This is a genomic window from Hydrogenophaga sp. SNF1, assembly GCF_034421675.1.
Classification (GTDB): Bacteria; Pseudomonadota; Gammaproteobacteria; order Burkholderiales; family Burkholderiaceae_C; genus Hydrogenophaga; species Hydrogenophaga borbori.
Genome location: NZ_CP139793.1, coordinates 1,716,715 through 1,729,936, shown reverse-complemented (window position 1 = coordinate 1,729,936; position 13,222 = coordinate 1,716,715). Strand labels below are relative to the sequence as shown.

13 protein-coding genes are annotated in these 13,222 nt (G+C 70.4%); 9 read left to right on the top strand and 4 right to left on the bottom strand.

Annotation, left to right across the window (positions count from 1 at the left end):
* Positions 1–139: 139 nt before the first annotated feature.
* A complete protein-coding gene (locus SOM08_RS08375; protein ID WP_070398165.1) occupies positions 140–619 on the bottom strand; it encodes a CBS domain-containing protein in 480 nt (159 codons plus the stop codon).
* 94 nt (positions 620–713) lie between these two features.
* Here SOM08_RS08375 and SOM08_RS08370 point away from each other — a divergent pair, with 94 nt between their 5' ends.
* From SOM08_RS08370 to SOM08_RS08360, 3 genes are read left to right on the top strand one after another with little or no spacing between them, the layout of a single operon-like run.
* A complete protein-coding gene (locus SOM08_RS08370; protein WP_116957617.1) occupies positions 714–2,024 on the top strand; it encodes an O-acetylhomoserine aminocarboxypropyltransferase in 1,311 nt (436 codons plus the stop codon).
* Position 2,025: 1 nt separating this feature from the next.
* Positions 2,026–2,844 carry an alpha/beta fold hydrolase gene (locus SOM08_RS08365; protein WP_116957616.1) on the top strand — a complete coding sequence of 273 codons (819 nt, stop codon included), beginning with the start codon at positions 2,026–2,028 and terminating at the stop codon, positions 2,842–2,844.
* Positions 2,841–4,118 carry a cytochrome P450 gene (locus SOM08_RS08360; protein WP_116957615.1) on the top strand — a complete coding sequence of 426 codons (1,278 nt, stop codon included), beginning with the start codon at positions 2,841–2,843 and terminating at the stop codon, positions 4,116–4,118. Before SOM08_RS08365 ends, SOM08_RS08360 begins: the two co-directional genes overlap by 4 nt.
* A gap of 13 nt (positions 4,119–4,131) precedes the next feature.
* Here SOM08_RS08360 and SOM08_RS08355 read toward each other — a convergent pair whose 3' ends face one another.
* Positions 4,132–5,373, bottom strand: coding sequence for a YihY family inner membrane protein (locus SOM08_RS08355; protein WP_116957614.1), 1,242 nt, complete (start codon positions 5,371–5,373; stop codon positions 4,132–4,134).
* Positions 5,374–5,411: 38 nt separating this feature from the next.
* On the opposite strand from SOM08_RS08355, the gene SOM08_RS08350 reads away from it, so the two are divergent.
* The 6 genes from SOM08_RS08350 (at position 5,412) to xth (ending at position 10,443) form a co-directional block, all read left to right on the top strand.
* Complete coding sequence (locus SOM08_RS08350; RefSeq protein ID WP_116957613.1) at positions 5,412–5,855, top strand: DUF2069 domain-containing protein; 444 nt, start codon at positions 5,412–5,414, stop codon at positions 5,853–5,855.
* Positions 5,852–7,270: an FAD-binding oxidoreductase gene (locus tag SOM08_RS08345; protein WP_322470496.1), complete on the top strand. Its 1,419-nt coding sequence runs from the start codon at positions 5,852–5,854 to the stop codon at positions 7,268–7,270. The genes SOM08_RS08350 and SOM08_RS08345 overlap by 4 nt, the downstream gene beginning before the upstream one ends.
* Entirely contained in the window at positions 7,267–8,265 is a 999-nt protein-coding gene (locus tag SOM08_RS08340) for a lytic transglycosylase domain-containing protein (RefSeq protein ID WP_322470495.1), read from the top strand. The genes SOM08_RS08345 and SOM08_RS08340 overlap by 4 nt, the downstream gene beginning before the upstream one ends.
* A gap of 62 nt (positions 8,266–8,327) precedes the next feature.
* Positions 8,328–9,143 (top strand): thymidylate synthase, encoded by an 816-nt coding sequence (locus SOM08_RS08335; RefSeq protein ID WP_116957610.1) that lies wholly within the window; start codon positions 8,328–8,330, stop codon positions 9,141–9,143.
* Positions 9,144–9,148: 5 nt separating this feature from the next.
* Positions 9,149–9,670, top strand: a complete 522-nt coding sequence (locus tag SOM08_RS08330; protein ID WP_322470494.1) for a dihydrofolate reductase — start codon at positions 9,149–9,151, stop codon at positions 9,668–9,670.
* Positions 9,667–10,443: an exodeoxyribonuclease III gene (gene xth, locus SOM08_RS08325; RefSeq protein ID WP_116957608.1), complete on the top strand. Its 777-nt coding sequence runs from the start codon at positions 9,667–9,669 to the stop codon at positions 10,441–10,443. Before SOM08_RS08330 ends, xth begins: the two co-directional genes overlap by 4 nt.
* Positions 10,444–10,461: 18 nt before the next feature.
* Here the strand turns inward: xth and ntrC are convergent, their stop codons facing one another.
* The gene (gene ntrC, locus SOM08_RS08320) at positions 10,462–12,003 is read right to left on the bottom strand and encodes a nitrogen regulation protein NR(I) (RefSeq protein ID WP_116957607.1); all 1,542 of its coding nucleotides are present in this window, start codon (positions 12,001–12,003) and stop codon (positions 10,462–10,464) included.
* Positions 12,004–12,050: 47 nt separating this feature from the next.
* Positions 12,051–13,184: a nitrogen regulation protein NR(II) gene (glnL, locus tag SOM08_RS08315; protein WP_245980798.1), complete on the bottom strand. Its 1,134-nt coding sequence runs from the start codon at positions 13,182–13,184 to the stop codon at positions 12,051–12,053.
* Positions 13,185–13,222 lie beyond the last annotated feature (38 nt).

Here is a 13,222-nt window from a genome sequence, read left to right as displayed (position 1 = left end):
CTGGGGCTGTGGCGCCAGGGCTGCGCGCTGCGCCAGGCACACCAGGTCCAGCGCCAGTTCGCAGGCGATGACGCACGACAACACCACCGGCCCGGCGATGCCGGCTCCGTGGTGTCCCGGGACGGGTGGCGGTGGGCGATCAGCGCGCGACGCGCAGCTGCGGCGGCGGGTCCGCGGGCGTCTCTTCCTCGGGCCAGTCGCGGATATAGGCCTTGAGCATCTTGTTCTCGAAGTTCTGGCTGTCCACCACGGCCTTGGCCACGTCGTAGAAGCTGATGACGCCCATGAGCATGCGGGCCTCCATCACCGGCATGTAGCGCGTGTGCTTCTCCAGCATCATGGGGCGCACGGCTTCCAGCTCGGTCTCGGGGGTGCAGGTCATGGGGTGGTCGTCCATGACGCTGCGCACGATCTTGCCGCCCAGCTGGCCGCCGTTGGCCGCCAGCGTCTCGATCAGCTCGCGGAAGGTCAGCATGCCCACCAGTTCGCCATGCTCCATCACGGCCAGCGAACCGATGTCGAACTGCGCCATGGTCTGCACGGCCACGTCGAGTCGCTCGTCGGGCGAGACGGTGTAGAGCGTGCCGCCCTTGACGCGCAGGATGTCGCTGACTTTCATGGTGGGTCTCCTCTGAGGGGGTGTCGCTTCCGCTCTGAGCGGGTGGGTCAATATAGCCCACAATCCCCCAGAAATCACAGAGGAGACCGTCCCCATGGCAGGCCACGCCGACCCCGGCTTCGACACGCTCGCGCTGCACGCGGGCGCCGCGCCCGACCCCGCCACCGGCGCGCGCGCCGTGCCCATCCACCTCACCACCTCGTTCGTTTTCGAGTCGAGCGACCACGCCGCCGCCCTGTTCAACCTGGAACGCGCAGGCCACGTCTACAGCCGCCTGAGCAACCCCACCAACGCGGTGTTCGAGCAGCGCATGGCCGCGCTGGAAGGCGGCATCGGCGCCATCGCCACCGCCAGCGGCCAGGCCGCGCTGCACCTGGCGGTGGCCACGCTCATGGGCGCGGGCTCGCACATCGTGGCCAGCACGGCGCTGTACGGCGGCAGCCAGAACCTGCTGCACTACACCATGCGCCGCTTCGGCATCGACACCACCTTCGTCAAGCCCGGCGACATCGACGGCTGGCGCGCCGCCATCCGGCCCAACACCCGCCTGCTCTTCGGCGAAACCGTGGGCAACCCGGGCCTGGACGTGCTGGACATGCCCACCGTGGCGCAGATCGCACACGAGGCGCGCGTGCCCTTGCTGGTGGATTCAACCCTGACAACCCCTTACCTGGTCAAGCCGCTGGAGCTGGGCGCGGATCTGGTCTACCACTCGGCCACCAAGTTCCTCAGCGGCCATGGCACGGTCATCGGCGGGGTGCTGATCGACGGCGGCGGTTTCGACTGGGACGCCGCCGGCCACTTCCCCGAGTTCAGCGCGCCCTACGACGGCTTCCACAACATGGTGTTCACCGAGGAGTCGACGGTGGGCGCCTTCCTGCTGCGCGCGCGCCGCGAGGGCCTGCGCGACTTCGGCGCCTGCATGAGCCCGCACACGGCCTGGCTGATCCTGCAGGGCATCGAAACCCTGTCGCTGCGCATGGAGCGCCACCTGGGCAACACCGAGAAGGTGGTGCAGTTCCTGGCCAGCCACCCGCTGGTGGGCCGCGTGGGCCACCCGCTGATCGAGTCGCACCCCAGCCACGCGCTGGCCAACAGGCTGCTGCGCTTCGGCGCGCGCGGCGCGGGTTCGGTGTTCAGCTTCGACATCAAGGGCTCGCGCGCCCAGGGGCGCGCTTTCATCGAGGCGCTCAAGCTGTTCAGCCACCTGGCCAACGTGGGCGACTGCCGCTCCCTGGTGATCCACCCGGCCAGCACCACGCACTTCCGCATGAGCGACGAGGCCCTGGCGGGCGCAGGCATCGGCCCGGGCACCATCCGCCTGTCCATTGGCCTGGAAGACGCCGACGACCTGATCGACGACCTCAAGCGCGCGCTCAAGGCCGCCGAGAAAGCGGGGGCCTGACATGGAGCTCACCGTCAACGGCGCCAAGACCTACTGCTACACCGGCGGCAAGCCCTTCGACGCCGCCAAGCCCACCGTGGTCTTCATCCATGGCGTGCTGAACGACCACAGCGTCTGGATCCTGCAGAGCCGCTACCTGGCCCACCACGGCTTCAACGTGCTCGCCGTGGACCTGCCGGGCCACGCGCGCAGCGAGGGCGAGGCGCCGGCCAGCGTGGAGGCGGCGGCCGATTTCATCGCCGCGCTGCTCGACGCCGCGGGCGTGCAGAAGGCCGCGCTGGTGGGCCACAGCTGGGGCTCGCTGATCGCGCTGGAGGCCGCGGGTCGGCTCAAGGAGCGCATCACGCACGCCGTGCTGGTCGGCACGGCCTACCCGATGAAAGTCTCGCCGGCGCTGATCGAAGCCTCGCTGAACCAGCCGGAGAAGGCGCTGGCCATGATCAACGTCTTCAGCCGCAGCACCCTGGCCGCGCCGCCCTCGGCGCTGGGGCCGGGCACCTGGGTGTACGGCGCCAGCATGGCCCTGGGCCGGCGCGTGCTGCGCAGCAACCCGAGGGTGAATGTGTTCCACCGCGGCTTCGTGGCCTGCGACACCTACGCCCACGGCGAGGCCGCGGTGAAGGCCCTCACCTGCCCCGTGCTGTTCCTGCTCGGCGCGCAGGACCAGATGACCCAGGCCAAAGCCGCGAAGCCGCTGATCGACGCCGCCCAGGCGGCCGGCAAAACCGTGAAGGTGGTCACCCTGCCCGTGGGACACCACCAGATGACCGAGACCCCCGACGCCACGCTGTTCGCGATCCGCGACTTCCTCCAGGCATGACGATCTCCGCCGACCACATCACCCCGCCGATGGGCGACACGCGCGCGCGGGCCATCGCACAGGCTTTCGACCTGCGCGCCCTGCCGCCCGACTTCTTCACCAACCCCTACCCGGTGTACCGCGCGCTGCGCGAGCAGGACCCGGTGCGACGCATGCCCGACGGCTCGGTTTTCCTCACGCGCTGGGCCGACCTGGCGGCCGTCTACCGCGACGCCGCCTCGTTCAGCTCCGACAAGCACGTGGAGTTCGCGCCCAAGTACGGCCTGGGCACGCCGCTGTTCGAGCACCACACCACCAGCCTGGTGTTCAACGACCCACCGCTGCACACGCGCGTGCGCCGCCTGATCATGGGCGCGCTCACGCGCCGCGCCATCGCCGACATGGAGGCCGGTCTCGTCGAGCTGGTGGACCGCCTGCTCGATGGCATCGCCGTGCACGAGGGCGGCGACCTGATCGAGGACTTCGCGTCCGCCATTCCGGTGGAAATCATCGGCAACCTGCTGGGCGTGCCCCACGCCGAGCGCGGGCCCTTGCGCGACTGGTCGCTGGCCATCCTCGGTGCCCTGGAGCCCACCATCACGCCCGCCCAGGCCGAGCGGGGCCACCGCGCCGTGACCGAGATGTGCGACTACCTGCGCACCCTGGTGGCCGCTCGCCGCCAGGCCCCCGGCGACCCGGAGCGCGACGTGCTCACGCGCCTGATCCAGGGCGAGTCCGACGGCGAACAGCTCAGCGAGGTGGAGTTGCTGCAGAACTGCATCTTCCTGCTCAACGCCGGCCACGAAACCACCACCAACCTGATCGGCAACGCCCTGGTGGCGCTGCAGGAGCACCCGGCGGTGCGCCAGCAGCTGCTGGGGCGCCTGGGCGGCGCGGACGAGGTGGCCGTGCTGGACCGCGCGGTGGACGAGTTCCTGCGCTACGAATCGTCGAACCAGCTCGGCAACCGCCGCGCGGTGAAGGACGTGAGCATCGGCGGCGTGGACCTGCCCGCGGGCACGCTGGTCACGCTGTGCATCGGCGCGGCCAACCGCGACCCGGCGCAGTTCGCTGACCCCGAAGCGCTGGACGTCTTGCGCGAGCCCAACAAGCACTTGGCCTTCGGCTTCGGCATCCACCAGTGCGCCGGCCTGAGCCTGGCGCGGCTGGAGGGCCGCATCGCCATCGGGCGCTTCCTGCACCGCTTCCCGAACTACCGGCTCACGGCCGCGCCCACGCGCGGCGGACGGGCGCGCTTTCGGGGGTTTCTGGCGGCGCCGTTCGCGGTGGGCTGACGCACGCCGCGCCTCAGCGCAGCGCCATCGCCTCCGGCAGGGCCTCGGCCACCGTCATCCCCGCCCAGCGGCTTTGCTCCCACAGCCGCGCCGTGGGACCCTGGCGCGCCAGCAGCAGACGCTCCATCAAGGGGCCCAGCGCCGTGTGGTCGGGGTCGATGAGCAGCACGTAGCGCTCGCCCTCCTCGTCCAGCCGGCCCAGCCAGTCGAGCGCGACCAGCGCCGCCACGGGCTCCTCCAGCTGCAGCGCCTCCACGCGCAGGGAGGCGGCCAGCGCCTCCAGGCTTTGGCCGCGCGGCACCTCGGCGCGCGCGGCGCTGAGCTGCGCCAGCACCTCCAGCGCGAGCTGGAAGTTCCAGCCCGGCGAATCGCCGCGCCGCGCCACGCCACGCAGCAGGCTCGGCAGGTAGGCCGCGATCACCGCGCCCAGCAGCACGATCACCCAGGCCAGGTAGATCCACACCAGCAGGATGGGCGCCGTGGCGAAGGTGCCGTACAGCACCGAGAAGGTGGGCACCTGCTTCAGGTACCAGGCCAGCAGCTCCTTGGCCAGTTCCAGCGCCACCGCAGCGAAGAAGCCGCCCGCCAGCGCATGGCTCCAGCGCACGCGCGTGTTCGGCACGTAGCGGTACAGGGCCGCCAGGCCGCCGGTCACCAGCAGCAGCTGCAGCGAGTCGAGCAGGAAGCCCAGCGGGGCGGGCAGCGCCGCCGCGTGGCGCGCGCTGCCGATGGCGTAAGTGGTGGCCGCCGTGCTGGCCGTCAGCAGCAGCGGCCCCAGCGTGAGAACGGCCCAGTACACCAGGATGCGCTGCGTCACCGGGCGCGGCTGGCGCACGCGCCAGATGTCGTTGAGCTTGCGGTCGATGGTGAGAATGAGCGCCAGCGCCGTCACCAGCAGCGCCAGCGCGCCCGCGCCGCCCATCTGCGTGGCCTTGGCCGCGAACTGGTTCAGGTACATCAGCACCGGGCGCGCGATGCTCTCGGGCACCAGACTTTCCACCAGGTTGCGCTGCAGGTTGCGCTGCAGGCGATCGAACATGGGAAAGGCGCTGAAGATGGCCAGCGCCACCGTGAACAGCGGCACCAGCGAGATGGTGGTGGTGAAGGTCAGGCTGCTGGCGGTGATGCCCAGCCGGTCCTCTCGGAAGCGCTCGCGCAGGGTGATGGCCGTGGTGCGCCAGGGAAAACGCAGCGCGCCGTGCCAGGCGTCGCGCGCCAGTTCGCGCAGGGTGTCGAGGCGCTCGGACAGGGTCATGCCGGTATCATGCCAGCCTCGTTTTTCGCCCCGCCCGCATGCCTTCCATCGACTCCACCACGGCTTCGCGCGTGGCCTTCACCCGCCGCCTCGCGGTGGCCTGCCTCGTCGGCCTGATCGCGCTGGGCCTGGCCTGGGAACTGTGGCTCGCGCCGCTGCGCGAAGGCGGCTCCTGGTGGGCGCTGAAGGTGCTGCCACTGACCCTGCCGCTGGCCGGCCTGCTCAAGAACCGCATGTACACGTACCGCTGGCTCAGCCTGCTGGTCTGGCTGTACTTCACCGAAGGCGTGGTGCGCGCCACCAGCGGCGAAAGCGCCCTGTCCACGGCCCTGGCCGCCGGGCAGACCCTGCTGTGCCTGCTGCTCTTCGTGGCCTGCGCGCTGCACGTGCGCATCCGCCTGCGCGCCGCCGGTCCCGAAGCCGTGGCGGCCGACGTGGCCGCCGCCAACGAGGCCGCCGAGCGCGCGGCCGGCCAGCCATGAGCGGCGCCTTGCTGGCCACCCTGCGCGAGGTGGTGGGCGCCGCGCATGTGCTCACGCGCGACACCCACGACCTGAGCGCCTACGAACGCGACTGGCGACAGCGCGCGCACGGCCACGCCCTGGGGGTGGTGCGCCCCGGCTCCACCGCCGAGGTGGCCGCCGTGGTCCGCGCCTGCGCCGCGCACGGCGCCAGCCTGGTGCCCCAGGGCGGCAACACCGGCCTGGTGGTGGGCTCGGTGCCCGACGGCAGCGGCACCCAGGTGGTGCTGAGCCTGCAGCGCATGAACGCCGTGCGCGCCATCGACCGCGCCAATCTCACCATGACCGTGGAGGCCGGCTGCGTGCTGCAGTCCGTGCAGCAGGCGGCCGAGGCCGAGGGCCTGCTGTTCCCGCTGAGCCTGGCGGCCGAGGGCAGCTGCACCATCGGTGGCAACCTCGCCACCAACGCCGGCGGCACCCAGGTGCTGCGCTACGGCAACGCGCGCGAGCTCTGCCTGGGCCTGGAGGTGGTGACGCCCGAGGGTGAGGTCTGGCATGGCCTCACCGGCCTGCGCAAGGACAACACCGGCTACGACCTGCGCGACCTGTTCGTGGGCAGCGAGGGCACGCTGGGCGTCATCACCGCGGCCACGCTCAAGCTCTTTCCGCCGCCCGCGGCCAGGCTCACGGCCTGGGCGGCCGTGCCCACGCTGCAGTCCGCCGTGGACCTGTTGGGCCTGGCGCAGCAGCGCCTGGCCGCCGGGCTCACCGGCTTCGAGGTGATGGGCCAGTTCGCGCTCTCGTTGGTCGACCGGCACATGCCGCCATTGCGCGTGCCGCTGTGGCGGCAGTCGCCGTACTGCGTGCTGCTGGAAAACAGCGACAGCGAGGGCGAGGACCACGCCCGCACCCAGTTCGAAGGCCTGCTGGAGGCCGCCATCGAGCGGGGCCTGGTGAGCGACGCCGTGGTGGCCGAGTCCATCGCCCAGGCGCGTGGCCTGTGGCACATCCGCGAGAGCATCCCGCTCGCGCAGGCGCAGGAAGGCCTGAACATCAAGCACGACATCAGCCTGCCGGTGTCGCGCATCCCCGCCTTCTGCGACGAGACCGACGCCCGGCTGGCGCGCGAGATCCCGGGTGTGCGCCTGGTCAACTTCGGCCACCTGGGCGACGGCAACCTTCACTACAACGTCCAGGCGCCGGCCGACGAAGATGCCAAAAAGTTCCTGCAGACACAGGAAACGCGGGTCAACCAACTGGTGTTCGACGCGGTGGCTCGCTACGATGGTTCGATCAGCGCCGAGCACGGCGTGGGCAGCCTCAAGGTGGAGCACCTGGCGCACTTCAAGGACCCGGTCGCGCTCGCGCTGATGCGCCGCATCAAGCAGGCCATCGACCCCCACAACCGCCTCAACCCCGGCCGAGTGATCCAGTGACACACCCTCGCCACGCGTCGCGCGCCCCCCTCGAGGGAGCGGTGCCCGCGGGCCGGCCCGACCGGCCCCGCGGCGCCTCGCGGCTCGCCCTGGGCGCGCTCGCCCTGGGCCTGCTCGCGGGCCCCGCGCAAGCGGCGGCCGACGCCAGCGAACGCCAGGCCTGGCGCGAGCAGGCCGTCGCGCTGGAACACGGCGAAGGCGTGGCGCGCGACATGGCGGCGGCCATGCGCCTGTACTGCCAGGCCGCGCTGGCCGGCGACGCGCCCTCGGCCTGGAACCTCGGCTGGATCCACGCCAACGGCCGCGGCGTCCCGCGCAACGACGGCCTGGCCGCCCACTGGTTCGCGCGCGCCGCCCTGCTGGGCGACGACAAGGCCGAGGCCATGTTCCAGCGCCTGGGCGTGCCCGCCGACAAGCCCGACTGCGTGCGCGAGGCCGAGGCGCGCGAGGCCCGCCTCGCCGCCGACCAGGCCGAGCAGCAGCGCCAGGCCGAGGAGAAGCAGGCCCTGTCCACCGCCTACCGCGCGCACGTGGACACGGCCGAGCAGCAGCGCATCATGAAGATCGTCTACAAGCTGGCGCCGCGCTACGGCCTGGAGCCCGGGCTGGTCTACGCGGTCATCCGCGCCGAATCCAACTTCAACGTCAACGCCGTCTCCGACAAGAACGCCCAGGGGCTGATGCAGCTGATCCCCGAGACGGCGGCGCGCTTCGCGGTCAGCAAGCCCTTCGACGCCGAGCAGAACATCCGCGGTGGCATGGCCTACCTGCGCTGGCTGCTGTCCTACTTCCGTGGCCAGGTGCCGCTGGCCGTGGCGGCCTACAACGCGGGCGAGGGCGCGGTGGACAAGTACGGCGGCGTGCCACCCTTCGCCGAAACGCGCGACTACGTCCGCCGCATCCAGCGCTTCTTCGCCATCACCGAGCACCCCTTCGACGCGCGGTTGACGGCGCCTTCGCCCCTGCTGCTGCAGCCGGTATCCGCGCAGCGCTGACGGGGGGGCACGGGCCGGTGCACAATGCCGGCGACCCGCGCCACCTCTCCCGCGCCATCCCCATGACAGCCCCCCGCCCCGCCCGCTCCCAATACGAAGACTTCATGCGCCACGTGTTCACCACGGGCGTGCCCAAGACCGATCGCACCGGCACCGGCACCGTCAGCGTGTTCGGGCACCAGATGCGCTTCGACCTGAAGGAAGGCTTCCCCCTGGTCACCACCAAGAAGGTCTTCACCAAGGCCATCATCGTGGAGCTGCTGTGGTTCCTGCGTGGCGACAGCAATGTGAAGTGGCTGCAGGAGCGCGGCTGCACCATCTGGGACGAATGGGCGCGCGAAGACGGCGACCTCGGCCCGGTGTACGGCGTGCAGTGGCGCAGCTGGCCCACGCCCGACGGCGGCCACATCGACCAGATCGCCGAGGTGGTCAAGCAGCTCAAGACCAACCCCGACTCGCGCCGCATCATCGTCAGCGCCTGGAACGTGGCCGACCTGAACAAGATGGCGCTGATGCCCTGCCACGCCTTCTTCCAGTTTTATGTGGCCGACGGCAAACTGAGCTGCCAGCTCTACCAGCGCAGCGCGGACATCTTCCTCGGCGTGCCGTTCAACATCGCCAGCTACGCCCTGCTCACGCACATGCTCGCGCAGCAGTGCGACCTGGAGGTGGGCGAGTTCATCTGGACGGGCGGCGACTGCCACATCTACAGCAACCACCGCGAGCAGGTGCAGGAACAGCTCTCGCGCGAGCCCTACCCCTACCCCACGCTGCGCATCAAGCGCCGCCCCGGCTCGATCTTCGACTACACGCTCGAGGACTTCGAGATCCTGGACTACCAGCACCACGCGGCCATCAAGGCGCCCGTCGCGGTCTGAACGCCATGCCGCGCCTCCACCTGATCTATGCCCGCGCCGCGAACGGCGTGATAGGCAAGGACAACGCCCTGCCCTGGCACCTGCCCGAGGACCTGGCGCACTTCAAGCGCCAGACCCTGGGCCACCCGGTGCTCATGGGCCGCAAGACCTGGGACTCGCTGCCGCCGCGCTTTCGGCCGCTGCCGGGGCGCCGCAATCTCGTGCTCACGCGCGATCCGTCGTGGCGGGCCGAGGGCGCCCTGCGGGTGGGCTCGATCGACGAAGCGCTGGCCCTGTGCGCCGATGCGTCCGAGGTCTGGGTGATCGGCGGCGCCGAGGTCTACCGCCAGGCCCTGCCACGCGCGCAGCGTGTGGAGGTGACCGAGATCGCGCGCGACTTCGAGGGTGATGCCTTCATGCCCGCGCTGGGCCCCGAGTGGCGCGAAACGGCGCGCGAGGCCCACACCGCCGCGAACGGCCTGCCCTTCGCCTTCGTCAGCCACGACCGTCCGACGGGTCGAGCCGATCCGCAACCGCAAGAACCATGAAGCTCGCCACCTGGAACATCAACTCCCTCGCCGTGCGTCTGCCCCAGGTGCTGGATTGGCTCGCCGCCAACCCCGTCGACGCCCTCGGCCTGCAAGAGCTCAAGCTGGTGGACGAGAAGTTCCCGTTCGATGCCTTGAAAGAGGCCGGTTACCACGCCGCGGCCTTCGGGCAGAAGACGTACAACGGGGTGGCGATCCTGAGCCGCACGCCGATCACGGATGTGGTGCGCAACATCCCGCAGCACACCGACGACCAATCGCGCGTGATCGCGGGGACCTTGGACACACCGGACGGGCCCCTGCGCCTGGTCAACTGCTACTTCGTCAACGGCCAGGCGCCCGGCACCGAGAAGTTCGCCTACAAGATGCGCTGGCTGGAGGCCCTGCACCGCTGGCTGCAGGAGGAGCTGAAGGTGCACCGCCGACTGGTGCTGCTCGGCGACTTCAACGTCGCCCCTGAAGACCGCGACTCCTACGACCCCGTGGGCTTGAAGGACACGATCCACCACACGGTGGAAGAACGCCAGCACTTCCAGGCCTTGCTCCAGTTGGGCTTGACGGACGCCTTCCGCCTGTTTGACCAGCCCGAGAAGAGCTACTCGTGGTGGGACTACCGCATGCTCGGCTTCCAGAAGAACCGGGGGCTGCGCATCGACCACATCCTCGTGAGCGAGGCCTTGCGCGGCCGCGTGATCGCCTGCCAGATCGACCGGCTGCCGCGGAAGAACCCGCAGCCCAGCGATCACGCGCCGGTGGTGCTCACGCTCGGCTGAACCGCCTCATGGGGTGGATCACTCCATCCCCAGTTCCTGGATCTTTCGCGTGATGGTGTTGCGGCCGATGCCCAGCTTGTGCGCGGCCTCGATGCGCCGCCCGCGGGTGTTCGCGAGCGCGGTCTGGATCAGCCGGGTCTCGAAGCGCCGCGTGAGCACGTCCCACACATCGGTGCGGCCATTCTCCAGCAAGGCCATGGCCTCGGCCTGAAGGCCGGCCTCCCAGGCGGCCGGCACGCTTTCCGCCGGCGGCGCGTCCACGGCAACGGAGGTGGCCTGGGGCGCCGGCGCCCCGGGCGCCGCCGTCGCGTACCCGCTCACGGCCACCGGCTCCACCGGCCGCGTGGCCGGCACCGGCGCGCTGGCCACCACACCCGACACCTCGGTCGCACCGACGGCATGGAGCACCTCGGGCGGCAGGTCCTTCACTTCGATCACCTGGGCCGGCGCCATCACGGTCAGCCAGTGGCAGACGTTCTCGAGCTGGCGCACGTTGCCGGGGAAGTCGAAGCCACCCAGCAGCTTGAGCGCTGACTCGGCGATGCGCTTGGGCTCCACGCCGAGCTGCTTGGCGCTTTGCTGCAGGAAGAAGCGCGTGAGCATCGGGATGTCTTCCCGGCGCTCGCGCAGCGCGGGCAGGCGCAAGCGGATGACGTTGAGGCGGTGGAACAGGTCCTCGCGGAACACGCCTTCCTTCACCCGTTGCTCGAGGTTCTGGTGCGTGGCGGCGATGACGCGCACGTTGGCGCGCACCGCGCTGTGCCCCCCCACGCGGTAGAAGTGTCCGTCGGACAGCACGCGCAGCAGGCGCGTCTGCAGGTCGAAAGGCATGTCGCCGATCTCGTCGAGGAACAGCGTGCCACCGTCGGCCTGCTCGAAGCGGCCGCGGCGCATGGTCTGCGCGCCGGTGAAGGCGCCGCGCTCGTGGCCGAACAGCTCGCTCTCCAGCAGATCCTTGGGAATGGCGGCGGTGTTGATCGCGACGAAGGGGCCGTTGGCGCGCGGCGAGTGCTTGTGCAGCGCGCGCGCCACCAGTTCCTTGCCCGAACCCGACTCGCCCGTGATCAGCACCGTGACCTGGCTCTGGCTGAGGCGGCCGATGGCGCGGAAGACGTCCTGCATGGCCGGGGCCTGGCCCAGCATCTCGGGTGCCGCGCTCAGCCGCTCCTCGGACACCTCCTCGCGCAGGCTTTCGTCCACCGCGCGGCGGATCAATTCGACCGCCTTGGTCAGGTCGAAGGGTTTGGGCAGGTACTCGAAGGCGCCGCCCTGGAAGGCCGCGACCGCGCTGTCGAGGTCGGAGAAGGCCGTCATGATGATGACGGGCAGCAGCGGGAAACGCGCCTTGACCTTCTCCAGCAGATCCAGGCCGGAGCCCCCCGGCATGCGGATGTCGCTCACCAGGATCTGCGGTCCGTCGGTGTCGCCCGGGTCGCTCAGGGCCTTGAGCACTTCTGGCGCGCTCGTGAAACTGCGGGTGGGCAGGTTCTCTCGGAGCAAAGCCTTCTCGAGAACGAAGCGGATGGACTGGTCGTCATCCACTATCCAGATCGGCTTCATGTATCGGTCGTCCCTTCAGTCGCGCAAGCGCGTGCGTGTCGAATCGGTCAGGGCAGCGGGATCAGGATCTTGAAATCCGTCTCCCCCGGCGCGCTCTCGCACTCGATCAGGCCATGGTGCTGCTGCACGAAGGTCTGCGCCAGCGTCAGCCCCAGGCCGGAGCCGCCCTCGCGTCCCGATACCAACGGGAAAAAGATGCGGTCCTTGATCGAGTCCGGCACACCGGGCCCGTTGTCGATGACATGCAATTCCAGTGCCAGCCGGTAGCGCTGCTTGCCAAAGGTGAGCTGGCGGCCCACGCGCGTGCGAAAGGTGATGCGCGCATCGCCCGCCTCGATGCGCTCGGCCAGCGCCTGGGCCGCGTTGTGCGCGATGTTGAGCACCGCCTGTATCAACTGCTCACGGTCGCCGCGGAATTCGGGGATGGAGGTGTCGTAGTCGCGCACCACCCGCAAGCCCCTGGGGAACTCGGCCAGGATGAGCGCGCGCACGCGCTCGCAGACCTCATGGATGTTGACGTCGCCCACCACATGCGGGCGGCGGTGCGGCGCCAGCAGCCGATCGACCAGCGATTGCAGGCGGTCGGCCTCGTGGACGATGACCTGGGTGTACTCGATCAGCTCCTTGGCCTGCAGCTCCATCTGCAGCAGCTGCGCCGCGCCGCGGATGCCACCCAGCGGGTTCTTGATCTCATGCGCCAGGTTGCGGATGAGCTCCTTGTTGGCCTGGGCCTGGTCGAGCAGGCGCGCCTCGCGCTCCTGGCGCGTCTGCTGCTCCAGCGGCAGCATTTCCACCACCACCTCGCCCGTGCCCTCGGTCTGGGCCACGACGACGTGCACGGACAGCGCGTCGTGGTTGAGGCGACGCAGGTGGGCGTCGTAGCGCAAGGCCGCGAACTCGTTGTCGCGCGCGCCCTTCAGGGCGTTGTCGAGCAGCACGGGTTCGGTGAAGCAGTCCTGCAGCTGCGCGCCGGTGATGCTGCGCCGGGACAGGCCCAGCGCGTCTTCCAGCACGGCATTGGCGAAGAGCACGCGGCCCTGGTGGTCCACCACCGCCACCAGGGTGGCCAGCAGATCGAGCGCCTGGAAGCGCGGGTGAGCGGCGGGCTCCTTGGGCGCCGCGCCGCGCCGGGCGACGAGGTGGATGAGGGAGGTGGCGTCGGGCGTTTTCAAGCCGCCCATTGTGCGGCAGAAGCCGCGGCGCCAGCGCCCTGCCCGCA

What these genes read in the sequence shown, in the direction of transcription:
- SOM08_RS08375 (WP_070398165.1), bottom strand. Translation starts at nt 619, where the DNA reads ATGAAAGTCAGCGACATCCTGCGCGTCAAGGGCGGCACGCTCTACACC.
- SOM08_RS08370 (WP_116957617.1), top strand. Translation starts at nt 714, where the DNA reads ATGGCAGGCCACGCCGACCCCGGCTTCGACACGCTCGCGCTGCACGCG.
- SOM08_RS08365 (WP_116957616.1), top strand. Translation starts at nt 2,026, where the DNA reads ATGGAGCTCACCGTCAACGGCGCCAAGACCTACTGCTACACCGGCGGC.
- SOM08_RS08360 (WP_116957615.1), top strand. Translation starts at nt 2,841, where the DNA reads ATGACGATCTCCGCCGACCACATCACCCCGCCGATGGGCGACACGCGC.
- SOM08_RS08355 (WP_116957614.1), bottom strand. Translation starts at nt 5,373, where the DNA reads ATGACCCTGTCCGAGCGCCTCGACACCCTGCGCGAACTGGCGCGCGAC.
- SOM08_RS08350 (WP_116957613.1), top strand. Translation starts at nt 5,412, where the DNA reads ATGCCTTCCATCGACTCCACCACGGCTTCGCGCGTGGCCTTCACCCGC.
- SOM08_RS08345 (WP_322470496.1), top strand. Translation starts at nt 5,852, where the DNA reads ATGAGCGGCGCCTTGCTGGCCACCCTGCGCGAGGTGGTGGGCGCCGCG.
- SOM08_RS08335 (WP_116957610.1), top strand. Translation starts at nt 8,328, where the DNA reads ATGACAGCCCCCCGCCCCGCCCGCTCCCAATACGAAGACTTCATGCGC.
- SOM08_RS08330 (WP_322470494.1), top strand. Translation starts at nt 9,149, where the DNA reads ATGCCGCGCCTCCACCTGATCTATGCCCGCGCCGCGAACGGCGTGATA.
- xth (WP_116957608.1), top strand. Translation starts at nt 9,667, where the DNA reads ATGAAGCTCGCCACCTGGAACATCAACTCCCTCGCCGTGCGTCTGCCC.
- ntrC (WP_116957607.1), bottom strand. Translation starts at nt 12,003, where the DNA reads ATGAAGCCGATCTGGATAGTGGATGACGACCAGTCCATCCGCTTCGTT.
- glnL (WP_245980798.1), bottom strand. Translation starts at nt 13,184, where the DNA reads ATGGGCGGCTTGAAAACGCCCGACGCCACCTCCCTCATCCACCTCGTC.